Genomic DNA, 15,858 nt, shown 5'->3' with positions numbered 1-15,858 from the left:
ACGACGCCTCCATCTACCCCATGTTCTGAGCGGCCCACGCCGTTCCGCCCCCGACGCAGCAGAAAGGAGAAGGATGCAAGGCCATGAGGCAGCCGCCACCGCGACGCTGCCCCCACAGAGCGCATCGCACCGGCCACCGCCCGCCGACGGCGGCTCCGCACGGACGGTGTACGCCTACGCCGCCGACCCGGAGGCCGCGGTGCCGGACGGCGCGTTCGTCGAGGCGGTACGCGGCGAGCTGCGCCGGGCCGCCGACGCGGACGGCTCGCTGGACGAACTGGTGCAGCGGGCGGCCGGCTGGGCCGCTGCCGAGGGCGAGCGGTTCCGCGAGCTGCTCGACGCCGACGACGCGGGCCCCGGTTCGCCCGACCGTACCGACGTGCTCGTACGCCGTGCCGTGCTCAGCTGCGCCCCGCTCGCCCTCCTGTCCGGCGCCTGGCTGCAGTGGCTGAGCGCCCCGGGCAACGCGGAGGACCCGACGGTACTGCGGATCCTCGCGCTGTACGCCGAGGACGTGGGCGCCGGGCACCCGAGCGCCTCCCGCGGCAGCGCCTTCCTGGAGCTGCTGCGCCGCCTCCGCCTCGCGGAGAACGCGGTACCGGCGGCGCGGCTCACCGGCGACCAGCGCATCACCGAGGGCGCGTTCCGCTTCCCGGCGCTGCTGCTGGCGATGAGCCGGCGGCCCGACGACTTCCGCAGCGAGCTGCTCGGCGCCGATCTGTGCCTGCGCACGGTCGGACTGCTGCCGGCCCTGACCCTGGTCCGGCAGGCGCTGCCGACCGACACGGACTGGGCCGTCGTCGACCCCGCCGCGACGCGGGACCCCGACGGCCCGCCGCCCGCCGAGCGGTGCCGAGCCGCCGTGGACGAGCTGGTCGTGCGGGAGGGCGACCGGGCGGCCGACGCGGTGCGCCGCGGCTTCCGCTGGGCGCTGGACGCGCTGGGTACGTGGTCCGCCGGGCTTCACGCGGAGCTGGTCGCGGCCGGGGATCCGGCGTTCGACATGGCGGAGCTGATGCGGCTGCGGTCCCGCGAAGGGGCCGTCTACCACCACCAGTTCCTGCTGGAGGGCCGGCCGTTGGCGGCCTGGCTCGCCGACTGCCGTACCGACGCGGGCCCGCTGCTGGACGTACTGGCGCGCAGCAAGCTGGTCAAGCCCGGCCGCTCGGAGGCCAGTTCGCTCGTACGGGGGCTGGTCGGCGAGCGGGGACCGATGTTCCGGGTCTTCTCGCCGGAGGATCTGACGGTCATCCGGCGCTGGATCGACTCCCTGCCGGCCGAGCCCCGCGAAGCGGCCGCCAGCACCTCGCCCACCGCCGGTGCCGGTACGGAAGCCACCGGCCCGCGGTCCCTCACCACCGTCGCCGCCGCGCTGAAGGCCGGCCCCCGCCACCCCGGCCGGGCCCCCTCCGGCATCCGCGAGGCGTACCACCTGCTGACGCGCCGTACCGACACCCCGGCGCTGCGCTCGTGGGCCGTGCAGTACATCCACGGCTGGCTGGCGCGCTCGCGGCACGGCATGGACGACCGTACGATGCCGTTGCCGCGGCGGTGGGGCCGGGAGGGGCTGCGGCCCTGGCTGCAGGCCCAGCACGACCGGCACGGCAGCGAGTTCGAGGAGAACGCCGCGATTCCGCTGCCCTCCCGCGAGGCCGTCGTCGACGACACGGTGCAGACGGCGCCGCTGACCCTGATCGACGGCAGCTGGCTGCAGGGGTTCACGGACTACGAGCAGGCGTCGTCGGAGATCGGCCACTCGCTCTTCGAGACGTACTGGGACGAGCTCGGCAACGGCGAGCCGCGGCTGAACCATCCGCTGATCTACCGCGACGTCCTGAAGGAGATGGGCGTCGAGGTGCCGCCCACCGATTCGCCGACATTCGCCCGGTGGTCCGGCTTCCGGGACGAGTCGTTCGAGCTGCCGGTGTACTGGCTGTGCGTGGGCCGCTTCCCGCGGACGTTCCTGCCCGAGGTGCTGGGGCTCAACCTGGCGATGGAGCTGTCGGGCGTGGGCGGCACGTACCGCAGGGCCCGGCTGGCCCTGAAGGAGTACGGCTTCAGCACCCGCTTCGTGGACATCCACAACACCATCGACAACGTCGCCACCGGGCACTCCGCGTGGGCCGCCGACGCGGTGGACACGCTGCTGGCGCAGCTCCCGGACACGCCGGGGCCCGGCGGTCTTCAGGAGACCTGGGAGCGGGTGCGGGTGGGCTACCGCTCGCTGAACCCGCCGAGCGGGGTGGGCGCCCGGCTGGCCGCCCGCCGCGGCCGGCTCACGAGCGGCCGCCGGTGAGCGCGTCCCCCGACCCGCCTCCCGCACCCCGGCACACCACACCACGGACACACACATGACCACGCACACAGACACGCCCCTCACCCGGCCGCACCACCCTGTGGCCCCGACCCCGGAGGAACACACCGGTGTCTGACCTGATTCTCGGAGTGTCGGCCTACTACCACGACAGCGCGGCAGCGCTGATCGCCGACGGCGTGCCCGTCGCCGCGGCCCAGGAGGAACGCTTCAGCAGGCGTCGGCACGACCCTGCCTTCCCCTCCTCCGCGGTCAAGTACTGCCTGGACGAGGCGGGCGCGAGCCTGGACGACGTCGCCGCGGTCGCCTACTACGAAGACCCCCGGCTGAAGTTCCGGCGGGTGCTGTCCACCTTCGCCGGCGCCGCCCCCACCGGCTTCGCCTCCTTCCGCGACACCCTGCCCGCCTGGCTCGGCCGCGGCGGCAAGCTGCGTACCGCGGACCGGGTGCGCACCGAGCTCGCCGCGCTGGGCCGGGGCCGGGTGCCCGAGCTGTCCGTGCGCCGGCACCACGAGTCGCACGCCGTGTCGGCGTTCTTCCCGAGCCCGTACGAGTCCGCGGCCGTCCTGTGCATCGACGGCGTCGGCGAATGGGCCACCACCACTCTGTGGCACGGCCGCGGCACCGAGGTGCGCCCCGTGGCGGAGCTGCGCTTCCCGCACTCGCTGGGCCTCCTGTACTCGGCGTTCACCTACTTCTGCGGCTTCAAGGTCGACTCCGGCGAGTACAAGCTGATGGGCCTCGCGCCGTACGGCAAGCCGCGGTACGCGAATCTCATCCGTGAGCAGCTCATCGACATCAAGCCCGACGGTTCCTTCCGCCTGGACATGCGGTACTTCGAGTATCTGCGCGGCCAGGTGATGACCGGGCGGGCCTTCGAGAAGCTCTTCGGCGGGCCCCGACGGACCCCGGAAAGCCCGCTCACAGAGCGGGAGTTCGACCTCGCCGCGTCCGTGCAGGCGGTCACCGAGGAAGTGGTGCTGGAGCTGGCCCGGTTCGCGCGTGAGCGCACCGGGGAGTCCCATCTGTGCCTGGCCGGCGGCGTCGCCCTCAACTGCGTCGCCAACGGCAAGATCATCGATGCCGGCATCTTCGACGAGGTGTGGATCCAGCCGGCGGCCGGCGACGCGGGCGGCGCGCTCGGCGCGGCCCAGGCCGTGGCCATGGAACGCGGGGTGCGGCGCGACCACCCGCGTACCGGCCGGGACGCGATGAGCGGCTCGCTGCTGGGCCCCGGGTACGACGACGAGGAGATCGCCGCCTACCTGGAGTCCCACGGCATCCCGCACCAGCGGCTGGACGAGGACACGCTGGCCAAGGCGGTGGCCGACGGGCTGGCCGAGGGGAAGATCGCCGGCTGGTTCCAGGGCCGCATGGAGTTCGGGCCGCGTGCCCTGGGCGCCCGGTCCATCATCGGCGACCCGCGCAATCCCGACATGCAGTCGGCCATGAACCTCAAGATCAAGTTCCGCGAGTCGTTCCGGCCCTTCGCGCCCGCGGTACTGGCCCCGGACGCCAAGGAGTACTTCGACCTGCCGCAGGAGAGCCCGTACATGCTCGTGGTCTCCCAGGTCGCGGCGGCCCAGCGGCTGGAGACCCGGGACGACGGCCTCTCCGGCCTGGACCAGCTGAAGGTGCACCGGTCGACCATCCCCGCGGTCACCCACGTCGACCATTCGGCGCGCGTGCAGACCGTCAGCGAGCACAGCAACCCGGCCTACCACCGGCTGCTGACCGCCTTCAAGGCGCGCACCGGCTGCCCGGTCCTGGTCAACACCTCGTTCAACGTGCGCGGTGAGCCCATCGTGAACTCCCCGCACGACGCCTACACCTGCTTCATGCGCACCAACATCGACATGCTCGCGCTCGGCAACTTCCTGCTGGAGAAGAGCGCCCAGCCGGCCTGGTCGGAGGAGCGCGACTGGCGTGCCGAGATCCCGCTCGACTGACCCCGAACCGCCTCTCTCCCCCTGTCTTCTCGATTCCCCGGGCGCCCGTCCGCGTCCACCGGGAGAACGGACCCTGCCATGCGTACTGTCCTGCTCCTGCTCGCCTACTGCCTGATCGTGACGCCCCTCGGTCTGCTGAGCCGCGTGGTCAAGGACCCCCTGGCCCGCCGGTGGGACCGCGGCGCGCCGACCTACTGGATTCCTTCCGCTTCGTCCCCCACCCGCTAGGGACACGACCCAGCGGCGCGCAACGGAGTGCGACCGACTGATCGGAGACATCGATGACCAGCTTGCTCCAACTCGCCCGGTATTACATCGACGACAGCGTCCGGGAACTGTTGGGCAAGGAGATCTCGGAACGCGTCTCGGAGACCCGGCTCGACTCGGATCTCGATGACGCCATACTCGCGGGCATCGGCGCGTACGCGCTGCGCCGCCATCTCCCCGGTGACGTCCTGAGAGGCATCCAGGTGTTCACCGCGGCGGCCTCGCACGCGCTCGTCCTGTCCAACCTGCCGGATCAGAAGTTCCCCGCCACCCCGGTGAGCGGCTTCGGCGACGAGGCCGAGCTCGCCGTCATCAACGCCGTCCACCTGGGCCTCGTACGGCTCCTCGGCTGCACCCCGTTCGCGGTCAGCTACGAGAACGACGGCCGGCTGATCCGCAACGTGGTGCCCAACCCGGCGGCCTGCGGCACGACCAGCTCGTGGGGCGCCGACTCGGAGTTCTTCTGGCACTCGGACAACCCGCACCAGCCGTTCGGGCGGCCCGGCTCCGACCCCCGGCTGTACACCCCGCCGTATCTGACCTTCTACACCGTGCGCAACGAGGAGAAGGTCCCCACCGAGATCGCCGCGCTCGACGACGTCGTCATCCGGCTCGACGAGGAGACCCGCAACCGGCTGCTGCTCCCCGAGTTCGAGGTCGGTGCGCCCGACTCCAACGACGCGGAGAACACCGCGCCGCTGGGCCAGGCAGCCATCCTGGAGACCGATCCCCAGGGCCGCTTCCGGGCCCGCTACGACCGGGGCACGACCTCCGGTGTCACAACGGAAGCCCGGCAGGCGCTGGACCACTGGTGCGCCGCGCTCACCGACACCCCAGCGGCCGAACTGGTCCTGGAAACCGGCGACTTCGTCATCTTCGACAACCACCGGGTGCTGCACCGGCGCAAGGCCTTCACCCCCGGCCCCGACGCCACGGCCCGCTGGCTGCGCCGCTGCTACGCGGCCTGAGCCGGCCGCCGCGCCGGCCAACCACTCCCTACGGGATCTCGCTCCCGTACGCGATCACCCCTCTACGCGATTCACCGCGCGTCTCACCGAAGGGAACACCATGAGCAAGTACCGCGTGGCCGTCGTCGGCGGCCGGCCGGCACCGATCGCCGGAGCCAAGGAGCTCGGCATCGACGTCGTCCTCGTCCACGAGGAGGGCGCCTACGACCCGGCCATCGCCGAGCACTGCGAGCGGATCGTACACACGACCATCGCCGACGGCCAGGCCGTGCTGGACGTACTGAAGCCGCTGCACGAGGAGCGCCCGTTCGACCGCGTGCTCACCACCACCGAGCCGGCGGCCGAGTCCACCGGCTTCGTCGTGGACGCGCTGGGCCTGCCCGGCGTCAGCGAGGCCACCGCCCGCGCCCTCAAGGACAAGGCGCTCACCCGCGAGCTGCTCGACAAGCACGGTCTGAGCCCCGTCCAGTACCGGATGGTGCACAGCGCCGACGAGATCGCGGCCTTCCGGGCGGAGGTCGGCTCCCGGATCGTCGTCAAGCCCGTGGACGGCGTGGCGAGCCTGCACATCCACACCGTGGACAGCCCGCAGGAAGCCGAGCGGGCCTGGCAGGCACTCCAGGAAGCGGGCATCTCCTCGGTCATCGCCGAGGAGTACCTGGACGGTCCCGTGGTGAGCGTGGACTCCTTCTCGTACCAGGGCCGTCACCTGCCCATCGGGTACTCCGAGTACCGGATGAACGACCGGTACGTCGAGTGGGAGGTCAGCACCCCCAGCCGGCACGCCCGGCCCTGGCTCGCCGAGCTCCGCGAGCTCACACCCAAGCTGCTGGACGCCGTGGGCCTCACCGAGGGGCCCTCGCACAGCGAGTTCGTCCTCACCCCCAAGGGCCCGCGGGTCCTGGAGTCGCACGCCCGGCTGGCCGGCAGCGGCGCCCCGGAGCTGGTCCGCCGCGCCTTCGGGCTGGATCTGAACCGGATGTTCCTCACCGTGGTGCTCGGCATCGACGAGCTCCCGGCGGTCTCGCCCGAGCCGCTGGGCGGCGCCGCGGTCCGGTTCTTCACCCCCGAGCCGGGCACGGTCAAGGCCGTCGAGGTGGCCGAGGACGCCGCCGACGAGGTGCGCCGGCTCCCCGCGGGCGAGGTGCCGTACGTGTTCCTGCCCTACCTGGACGAGTTCCGGGACACCGAGGTGGCCGCCGTGATCGGCAAGAGCGCCGGGGAGACCGTGCCGCCCCTGCTGACCGTCGCCGACTGCGTGTCCGGGTACGCCATCGCGTCCGGGCGCGACGCCGACGACGCCGTCGCCAAGTGCGAGGCCGTCAACGCCCGCATCCGCTTCGAGACGCACTGACGGACAGTGCGCACCGGTCCGGCCCTGCCGGACCCCCTCCCCCGGCCCGCCGCACCGGGCGGCCGGGGACCACTTCGGGGCGCACGACGGCCTGGGCTCCCCCGCCCGGGCCGTCCGGCCGCCCGGCCGCCACCGACCCTTGGGATGGAACCACCCGTGAACACGATCGCTTCCGCCGTCCCGGCGGGGAGCCGCACCCAGGACCCCGTCTTCCAGCTGCACACCGTCCGCCGGCTCGTCGAGGAGCAGTACACCGCCGAGCAGCCGCTCGCGCGGGCCGCGCTCCACCTGATCGACTGCGCCACCGAGGTCGTGGCCCAGCTGCCCGAGGGCAGCATCGACGCCTGCCGCGACGCCCTCGGCTCGGCCCGCGCCGCGGTGGTCTCGGCGACCGTCGCGGTGGGCCGCGTACGGGACCTCTCGGCCCCCGGGGCGGAGCGGGCATGAGCGGGCACATCGTCGTCATCCACCGCTGGCGCGACCGCCACGCCCACTACGAGGACTACCTCGACCACCGCACCCACCGGGTCAGCTACATCACCACCCGGCTCGCCCTGGACTCCGTGCCGGCGGGCGCGGCGGCGGCCGAGGTGGTGCACGCCACCGACAACACCGCCGCGGTCTGGCGCGCGGTGGCCGCGCTGCGGTCCCGGTTCGGCGCGCCCGAGCGCGTGGTGGCGCTGAACGAAGGCGACCTGGACACCGCGGCCGAGATCCGCGACCGGCTCGGCTGCCCCGGCCAGACCCCGGACGAACTCGCCCGGTTCCGCGACAAGTTGACGATGAACCGGATCGTCGCCGCGGCCGGTGTCCCCGCACCGGACTTCGCCGACGCCCCCGACGAGAACGCCGTACGCCGCTTCGCCGACCGGCACGGCCTGCCCGTGGTGGTCAAGCCGCGCCGGGGCACGGCCAGCCGGGGCGTGGTACGGATCGACTCCCCCGCCGATCTGCCGGCGCTGGGCGCGTTGCCCCCGGAGCCCCGGCTGGTACAGGCGTACTGCCCCGACGAGATCTTCCACATCGACGGCCTGTGGACCGGCGACAGCCTCGGCCCGTGGCGGGCCTCGCGGTACGTCAACTCCTGCGTCGGCTTCACGCAGGGCAACGCGCTCGGCTCCGTAGAGGTCGACGACCCCGAACTCCTCGCCGCCCTGGAGCAGTTCACCGCCCGGGTCGCGGGCGCGCTCAGCTCGGAGCCCTGGGTCTTCCACATGGAGGCGTTCGTCGGCACCGCCGCCGACGGCCGGCCCGCGCTCCGGTTCCTGGAGGCGGGCTACCGGGTCGGCGGCGCCGAGATCCCGTTCGTCTGGCGGGAGGTGCACGGCATCGACCTGATGCGGGCCGCCATCGACATCCAGCTCGGCCGGGTCCCCGACCTCCCTGCCCCGCCCCGACGGCACGTCGGCGGCTGGCTGCTGGTGCCGTCCCCGGTCCCGGCGCCCTGCCGGGTCACCGCCTGGGACCTGCCCGCACCGTCGAGCGCCGGGGAGGGACCGTACGCGGCGGTGATCCCCGAAGTCGGCCAGGTGATCCCGCGCGTGGGCGGCTACGAGCACGTCGGCGCCCGCTTTCGGTTCCGCGGCGACACCAGCGGAGAGGTCGAGAAGGCCGTCGTCGGCACCGCGGCGCGGTTCCGCCTCGACTGCGCCCCCGAGACGCCGGCAGCCGCCGGAGGAGGCCGCGTGGTATGCGGGCTGGACCGGTGACCGGGCGACGCAACGGGCCGGCCGTACTCGTCCTGGAGGACGGCCGGGTCTTCCACGGGCGTGCCTACGGGGCGGTCGGCGAGACCTTCGGCGAGGCAGTGTTCACGACCGGCATGACCGGTTACCAGGAGACCCTGACCGACCCCTCCTACCACCGCCAGGTCGTGGTGATGACCGCCCCGCACATCGGCAACACGGGCATCAACGACGAGGACCCGGAGTCCGGACGCATCTGGGTCTCCGGCTACGTCGTACGCGATCCGGCACGCGTCCCCTCCAACTGGCGCTCCGTCCGCACCCTGGACGACGAACTCACACGGCAGGGCGTGGTGGGCATCAGCGGCATCGACACCCGCGCCCTCACCCGCCACCTGCGCGAACGCGGCGCGATGCGCGTCGGCGTCTTCAGCGGGCACGCGATCGCGGACGAGGCGGCGCTGCTCGCGCAGGTACGGGCACAGCCGCAGATGAAGGGCGCGGACCTGTGCGCCGAGGTCGCCACCGAAGAGGCGTACGTCGTTCCGGCGATCGGCCCCGACGGCGGAGCCGTCCCGATCGGTACCGCGAGGTTCACCGTCGCCGCGATCGACCTGGGCATCAAGGGGATGACGCCGCACCGGATGGCCGAGCGTGGCATCGAGGTGCACGTGCTGCCCGCCACGGCGACCGTCGAGGACATCTACGCGGTCAAGCCGGACGGTGTGTTCTTCTCCAACGGTCCGGGTGACCCGGCCACCGCCGACCACCCGGTCTCCCTGATGCAGGCCGTACTGGAGCGGCAGACCCCGCTCTTCGGCATCTGCTTCGGCAACCAGATCCTGGGCCGCGCGCTCGGCTTCGGCACCTTCAAGCTGAAGTACGGCCACCGCGGCATCAACCAGCCGGTGCAGGACCGCACGACCGGCAAGGTCGAGGTGACGGCGCACAACCACGGTTTCGCCGTGGACGCCCCGCTCAACGGCACCTTCAGCACCCCCTTCGGCCGCGCCGAGGTCACCCACGTCTGCCTCAACGACAACGTCGTCGAGGGGCTGCAACTGCTCGACCGGCCGGCTTTCAGCGTCCAGTACCACCCCGAAGCGGCCGCGGGCCCGCACGACGCCGCGTATCTCTTCGACCGTTTTGCAGAGCTCATGGAGGGCCGGCGTGCCTAGACGCACCGATATCCAGTCCGTCCTGGTCATCGGCTCCGGCCCGATCGTCATCGGCCAGGCCGCCGAGTTCGACTACTCCGGTACCCAGGCGTGCCGCGTCCTCAAGTCCGAGGGTCTGCGGGTCATCCTGGTGAACTCCAACCCGGCGACGATCATGACCGACCCGGAGATCGCCGACGCCACCTACGTGGAGCCGATCACCCCCGAGTTCGTCGAGAAGATCATCGCGAAGGAGCGCCCGGATGCACTGCTGCCGACCCTCGGCGGCCAGACGGCCCTGAACACGGCGATCGCGCTGCACCAGGTCGGCATCCTGGACAAATACGGTGTCGAGCTGATCGGCGCCAACGTGGAGGCGATCAACAAGGGCGAGGACCGCGACCTGTTCAAGGAGGTCGTGGAGGAGGTCCGTAAGAAGATCGGCCACGGCGAGTCCGCGCGCTCCTACATCTGCCACTCGATGGACGACGTCATGAAGGGCGTCGAGGAGCTGGGCGGCTACCCCGTTGTCGTCCGTCCCTCCTTCACCATGGGCGGCGCGGGCTCCGGCTTCGCGCACAACGAAGAAGAACTGCGCCGCATCGCCGGGCAGGGGCTGACGCTCTCGCCGACCACCGAGGTGCTCCTGGAGGAGTCCATTCTCGGTTGGAAGGAGTACGAGCTGGAGCTGATGCGCGACAAGAACGACAACGTCGTGGTCGTGTGCTCCATCGAGAACTTCGACCCGATGGGCGTGCACACCGGTGACTCGATCACCGTCGCGCCGGCGATGACGCTGACCGACCGGGAGTACCAGATCCTGCGGGATGTCGGCATCGCGATCATCCGCGAGGTCGGGGTGGACACCGGCGGCTGCAACATTCAGTTCGCGGTCAACCCGGTGGACGGCCGGGTGATCGTCATCGAGATGAATCCGCGTGTCTCCCGTTCCTCGGCGCTGGCCTCGAAGGCGACCGGCTTCCCGATCGCCAAGATCGCCGCCCGGCTGGCCGTCGGCTACACCCTCGATGAGATCCCGAACGACATCACCGAGAAGACTCCGGCGTCCTTCGAGCCCACGCTCGACTATGTCGTGGTCAAGGTGCCGCGCTTCGCCTTCGAGAAGTTCCCGGCGGCCGACGCCACGCTGACGACCACGATGAAGTCGGTGGGTGAGGCGATGGCCATCGGCCGGAACTTCACCGAGGCGATGCAGAAGGCGCTGCGCTCGACCGAGAAGAAGGGCTCGCAGTTCTCCTTCACCGGGCCGGTCGGTGACAAGCAGGAGCTTCTGGAACTTTCGGCCCGCCCGACCGACGGGCGGATCAACACCGTCATGGCGGCGATCCGCGCCGGCGCGACGGCGGAGGAGGTCTTCTCGTACACGAAGATCGACCCGTGGTTCGTCGACCAGCTCTTCCTGATCAAGGAGATCGCCGACGAGCTGGCCACGGCCCCGGAGTTGACCGCGGAGCTGCTCGCCGAGGCCAAGCGGCACGGTTTCTCCGACGCCCAGATCGCGGAGATCCGTGAGCTGCGCGAGGACGTCGTCCGCGAGGTCCGGCACGCGCTGGGCGTCCGCCCGGTCTACAAGACGGTCGACACCTGCGCCGCGGAGTTCGCGGCGAAGACGCCGTACTTCTACTCCTCCTACGACGAGGAGACCGAGGTCGCGCCGCGCGAGAAGCCCGCGGTGATCATCCTGGGGTCGGGTCCGAACCGGATCGGTCAGGGCATCGAGTTCGACTACTCCTGCGTCCACGCCTCCTTCGCGCTCAGCGACGCGGGCTACGAGACCGTGATGGTCAACTGCAACCCGGAGACCGTCTCCACCGACTACGACACCTCCGACCGCCTGTACTTCGAGCCGCTCACGCTCGAAGACGTGCTGGAGATCGTGCACGCCGAGCAGGCCGCGGGCCCGGTCGCGGGCGTCATCGTGCAGCTCGGCGGCCAGACCCCGCTGGGGCTGGCGCAGGCGCTGAAGGACAACGGCGTGCCGATCGTCGGCACCTCGCCCGAGGCCATCGACCTCGCCGAGGAGCGCGGCGCCTTCGGCCGCGTGCTTGCCGAAGTCGGGCTGCCCGCGCCCAAGCACGGCACCGCGACGGCCTTCGCCGAGGCCAAGGCCATCGCCGACGAGATCGGCTACCCGGTCCTCGTACGCCCCTCCTATGTACTCGGCGGGCGCGGCATGGAGATCGTCTACGACGAGGCGCGGCTCTCGGCGTACATTGCCGAATCCACCGAGATCAGTCCCTCTCAGCCGGTGCTGATCGACCGCTTTCTCGACGACGCGATCGAGATCGATGTCGATGCGCTCTACGACGGCTCCGAGCTCTACCTCGGCGGCGTCATGGAGCACATCGAGGAGGCCGGCATCCACTCCGGCGACTCCGCCTGCGCGCTGCCCCCCATCACCCTGGGCGGCTTCGACATCAAGCGGCTGCGCGCCTCCACCGAAGCCATCGCCAAGGGCGTCGGCGTCCGCGGCCTGATCAACATCCAGTTCGCGATGGCCGGGGACATCCTCTACGTGCTGGAGGCCAACCCGCGCGCCTCGCGCACCGTGCCCTTCACCTCCAAGGCCACCGCCGTCCCGCTGGCCAAGGCCGCGGCCCGCATCTCGCTGGGCGCCACCATCGCCGAGCTGCGCGCCGAGGGCATGCTGCCCAAGACCGGTGACGGCGGCACGCTGCCGATGGACGCGCCGATCTCGGTCAAGGAGGCCGTGATGCCCTGGTCGCGGTTCCGCGACATGCAGGGCCGCGGCGTGGACACCGTGCTCGGCCCGGAGATGCGCTCCACCGGCGAGGTCATGGGCATCGACTCGGTCTTCGGCACCGCCTACGCCAAGTCGCAGGCCGGCGCCTACGGCGCGCTGCCCACCAAGGGCCGCGCGTTCGTGTCGGTGGCCAACCGGGACAAGCGCGCGATGATCTTCCCGGCCCGGGAGCTGGTCCAGCACGGCTTCGAGCTGCTGGCCACCTCCGGCACCGCCGAGGTCCTCAAGCGCAACGGCATCAACGCCACGGTGGTGCGCAAGCAGTCCGAGGGCGAGGGTCCGAACGGTGAGAAGACCATCGTCCAGCTCATTCACGACGGCCAGGTCGACCTGATCGTCAACACTCCGTACGGCACGGGTGGCCGCCTGGACGGCTACGACATCCGCACCGCGGCGGTGGCCCGCTCCGTGCCCTGCCTGACCACGGTCCAGGCCCTCGCCGCCGCCGTCCAGGGCATCGAGGCCGTCTCCCGCGGCGAGGTGGGCGTCAGGTCCCTCCAGGAACACACCGAACGGCTCGCCGCGTACCGCTGAGGGTTCGTACAAGTACAAGAGGAGCGGGCCGGTCGCGCGATGCGACCGGCCCGCTTTTCGTCTGCCGTCTGCCGTCTGCCTTATGCCTTATGCCTTATGCCGTGGGTCAGTTGGTGACCGTCGGCGTCGAGGTGTCGATCGCCAGCGACACGGCGAGGGCGCCGAGCACCGTACCCATCATGTAGCGCTGCACCTTGAGCCAGGCGGCGCGGCGGGCGAGGAAGGCGGCGATGGCCCCGGCCGCCAGCACGATGGTCAGGTTGACGGCGACGCTGACCACGATCTGTATCGAGCCGAGCAGCAGGCCCTGAAGCAGCACATGGCCCTCCTTCAGGTCGATGAACTGCGGGATGAGGGAGAGGTACATGATGGCGATCTTCGGGTTGAGCAGATTCGTCATCAGGCCCATCATGAACAGCTTGCGCGGCGAGTCGTGCGGCACGTCCTGCGGGTCGAAGACCGAGAGGCCGCCGGGCTTGAGGGCGTTCCACGCGAGGTAGGCGAGATACGCGGCGCCGGCCAGCTTCACCGCGAAGTACAGCTCGGGCACGGCGATGAAGACGACCGACAGGCCCAGGTTCGCGGCCAGCAGGTAGACCATGAATCCCAGGGCGACCCCGCCGAGCGAGGTGATGCCGGCCCGCCGGCCCTGCGTGATGCTGCGGGACACGAGATAGACCATGTTCGGGCCCGGTGTGAGCACCATTCCAAGGGACACCACGACGACGCCGAGAATCCCGCTCATTTCAATCATGAATACCCCTCATTGTTCGTTCTGTGTGCGCTGTTGCCGCTCCGGGCCGCGCAGCACCTCGGCGAGGTCGTGCGCGATGTCGTGCAGGAGATGGCGGGTGAAGAAGTCGACGGTGAGCCGCGGATCGGCCAGCCTCGGGTCGTCGCGGTCCCACTGCTCGGCGGTGAGCGCGGCCAGGCGGCGGGCCAGGGCCTCGGCGGCCCGGCCCAGCTCCTCGGCCACCTGCCGCGGCGCCTCGTCGCGGTACCGCCGGGCGGCGTCCGGTGCGTTCAATGCACTCGATGCACTCGATTGCTCCGAGGCTGTGCCGAGCATTGCATCGAGACGTACATGGAAGAGCAGACACATGTCCCGTACGTGACAGCCGTGCTCCAGCGGCGACCACGCCGGCACGCCCACGGATCGCTCGCCGAGCTCCGGGTCAATCAGGAGGCGCTGCCACTCTGCCGCGTACTCCCTTAGCAGTTCGGCGACTTTGTCCTGACCGACCAGGCGCGATACGTGCCCGCACCGGGCGCAGTCCGGCAGCGGCAGGCGGGCCGGGGTCAACGGGGATCGCATGGTGGCATGCACCGCGCACCGAACTCCTCTCAGGGACCGGCAGAAGCAATGCGCTGAGCATATTGCTCGGCGCACTTCGAGGCAATATTTCATATTGCACTCGGTGCAATTCTGTGGTTGGATGGCCCGGTCATGGGAAGGGCGCGAGTGAGGGGAGAGCCATGCAGGACTACCAGAGCGTCGCCGACGCCGTGGCCGCGGAGATCGCGGCGGGCGTCCTCCGGCCGGGCGACCGGCTGCCCCCGCAGCGTCAGTTCGCGCAGCAGCACGGCATCGCCAACTCCACCGCGGCGCGCGTCTATCAGGAGCTGGCCCGGCGCGGCCTCACGGTGGGCGAAGTGGGCCGCGGCACGTTCGTCCGCGCGGTCCCCCGCGCCGCCGCCCCGGCGCTCACCGAACCCGCGCTGAGCCGCGTCGACCTGGAGCTCAACTACCCGGTGGTGCCCGAGCAGGCCGCGCTGCTGGCCGAGGGCCTCGGCGGGATGCTCCGGCCCGACGTACTGGAGTACGCCCTGCGGCCGATCGGCGCCGCGGGCGTCCCGGCCGTACGGGAGTCCGCCGCCGATCTGCTCGCCCGCGGGGGCTGGCGCCCCGACCCGGCACACGTGCTGTTCGCGGGGAACGGGCGGCAGGCCATCTCGGCCGTCATCACCGCCCTGGTACCCCCGGGCGCCCGGCTCGGCGTCGAGCAACTGACGTACCCGGTGATCAAGGGCATCGCCACGCGCCTCAACATCACCCTGGTCCCGCTGGCCATGGACGAGCACGGACTGATCCCGGAGGCCGTGGCGGAGGCCCACCGCGCCGGCCCGCTGCACGCCGTCTACGTACAGCCGACGCTGCACAACCCACTGTCGCTCACCATGCCCGAGGAGCGGGTGGCGCAACTGGCCGAGGTGCTGCGGCGGCTGGAGATCCCCGCGGTCGAGGACGGCATCTGGGCTTTCCTCCGTGACGAGCTCCCGCCGCTCGCGGCCCTCGCCCCCGAGCTGACCGTCCTCGTCGACAGCCTGTCCAAGCGCATCGCCCCGGGGCTGACCCTGGGCTTCGTGACGGCGCCCGGCCACCTGGTCGGCACCATCGCCACCTCGCTGCGTTCCGGGGGCTGGTCCCCCACGCGCTTCGCCCTGGAGGCGGCCACCCGCTGGCAGCAGGACGGCACCGTGAAGACGCTCGTCCAGGCCAAGCAGCGGGAAGCCGCCGTACGCCAGGAGATCGCGGCCCGGTACCTGGACGGCTTCGCGGTCCGCAGCGACCCGCGCTCGTACCACTGCTGGTGGGAGCTGCCCCGGCCGTGGCGCGCCGATACCTTCGTCGCCGCCGCCGCGCGCCATGGCATCGGCGTGGCGCCGGCCGCCGCGTTCGCCGTCGGCAGCAACCACGCCCCCAACGCGATCCGGCTCGGCCTCGCCTCGCCGCGGCCCGAGGTGCTGTCCCAGGCGCTGGCCACGCTGGCCGATCTGGCCCGCTCCGCGCCGGACGATCTCGTCACGGCCTGATTTCGGCTTCGTTGGCCCCGGCACGTCCGGG

Annotated in this window: 12 protein-coding genes; 10 read left to right on the top strand and 2 right to left on the bottom strand. The window is 71.5% G+C overall.

Going from position 1 to position 15,858, the window contains the following annotated elements:
- Window positions 1-73: 73 nt before the first annotated feature.
- The 9 genes from AB0I82_RS28090 (at window position 74) to carB (ending at window position 13,013) form a co-directional block, all read left to right on the top strand.
- On the top strand, window positions 74-2,296 hold the full coding sequence (locus tag AB0I82_RS28090; protein ID WP_363260158.1) for an iron-containing redox enzyme family protein: 2,223 nt from the start codon (window positions 74-76) through the stop codon (window positions 2,294-2,296).
- A gap of 128 nt (window positions 2,297-2,424) precedes the next feature.
- Window positions 2,425-4,263 carry a carbamoyltransferase gene (locus AB0I82_RS28085; protein ID WP_363260157.1) on the top strand — a complete coding sequence of 613 codons (1,839 nt, stop codon included), beginning with the start codon at window positions 2,425-2,427 and terminating at the stop codon, window positions 4,261-4,263.
- A gap of 78 nt (window positions 4,264-4,341) precedes the next feature.
- Window positions 4,342-4,491, top strand: coding sequence for a hypothetical protein (locus AB0I82_RS28080; protein WP_363260156.1), 150 nt, complete (start codon window positions 4,342-4,344; stop codon window positions 4,489-4,491).
- Window positions 4,492-4,544: 53 nt separating this feature from the next.
- Window positions 4,545-5,498 carry a TauD/TfdA family dioxygenase gene (locus AB0I82_RS28075; protein WP_363260155.1) on the top strand — a complete coding sequence of 318 codons (954 nt, stop codon included), beginning with the start codon at window positions 4,545-4,547 and terminating at the stop codon, window positions 5,496-5,498.
- Window positions 5,499-5,598: 100 nt separating this feature from the next.
- Complete coding sequence (locus AB0I82_RS28070) at window positions 5,599-6,852, top strand: ATP-grasp domain-containing protein (RefSeq protein ID WP_363260154.1); 1,254 nt, start codon at window positions 5,599-5,601, stop codon at window positions 6,850-6,852.
- A 156-nt stretch (window positions 6,853-7,008) separates the two neighbouring features.
- The gene (locus AB0I82_RS28065; RefSeq protein ID WP_363260153.1) at window positions 7,009-7,299 is read left to right on the top strand and encodes a hypothetical protein; all 291 of its coding nucleotides are present in this window, start codon (window positions 7,009-7,011) and stop codon (window positions 7,297-7,299) included.
- Window positions 7,296-8,561: a biotin carboxylase gene (locus AB0I82_RS28060; RefSeq protein WP_363260152.1), complete on the top strand. Its 1,266-nt coding sequence runs from the start codon at window positions 7,296-7,298 to the stop codon at window positions 8,559-8,561. The genes AB0I82_RS28065 and AB0I82_RS28060 overlap by 4 nt, the downstream gene beginning before the upstream one ends.
- Window positions 8,543-9,715, top strand: coding sequence for a glutamine-hydrolyzing carbamoyl-phosphate synthase small subunit (carA, locus tag AB0I82_RS28055; RefSeq protein ID WP_363260151.1), 1,173 nt, complete (start codon window positions 8,543-8,545; stop codon window positions 9,713-9,715). Before AB0I82_RS28060 ends, carA begins: the two co-directional genes overlap by 19 nt.
- Window positions 9,708-13,013 (top strand): carbamoyl-phosphate synthase large subunit, encoded by a 3,306-nt coding sequence (gene carB, locus AB0I82_RS28050; RefSeq protein ID WP_363260150.1) that lies wholly within the window; start codon window positions 9,708-9,710, stop codon window positions 13,011-13,013. The genes carA and carB overlap by 8 nt, the downstream gene beginning before the upstream one ends.
- A 106-nt stretch (window positions 13,014-13,119) precedes the next feature.
- Here the strand turns inward: carB and AB0I82_RS28045 are convergent, their stop codons facing one another.
- Together AB0I82_RS28045 and AB0I82_RS28040 are read right to left on the bottom strand one after the other, a co-directional pair.
- On the bottom strand, window positions 13,120-13,767 hold the full coding sequence (locus tag AB0I82_RS28045; RefSeq protein WP_363260149.1) for a LysE family translocator: 648 nt from the start codon (window positions 13,765-13,767) through the stop codon (window positions 13,120-13,122).
- Between the two features lie 9 nt (window positions 13,768-13,776).
- Window positions 13,777-14,328 carry a hypothetical protein gene (locus tag AB0I82_RS28040; RefSeq protein ID WP_363260148.1) on the bottom strand — a complete coding sequence of 184 codons (552 nt, stop codon included), beginning with the start codon at window positions 14,326-14,328 and terminating at the stop codon, window positions 13,777-13,779.
- A 161-nt stretch (window positions 14,329-14,489) separates the two neighbouring features.
- Here AB0I82_RS28040 and AB0I82_RS28035 point away from each other — a divergent pair, with 161 nt between their 5' ends.
- The gene (locus AB0I82_RS28035) at window positions 14,490-15,827 is read left to right on the top strand and encodes a PLP-dependent aminotransferase family protein (RefSeq protein WP_363260147.1); all 1,338 of its coding nucleotides are present in this window, start codon (window positions 14,490-14,492) and stop codon (window positions 15,825-15,827) included.
- Window positions 15,828-15,858: the final 31 nt, after the last annotated feature.

Source organism: Streptomyces sp. NPDC050315, assembly GCF_040655775.1.
In the GTDB taxonomy this organism is placed as follows: Bacteria; Actinomycetota; Actinomycetes; order Streptomycetales; family Streptomycetaceae; genus Streptomyces.
Note: the sequence above shows the minus strand (reverse complement) of the source record. Positions and strands in the feature narration are given on the sequence as shown.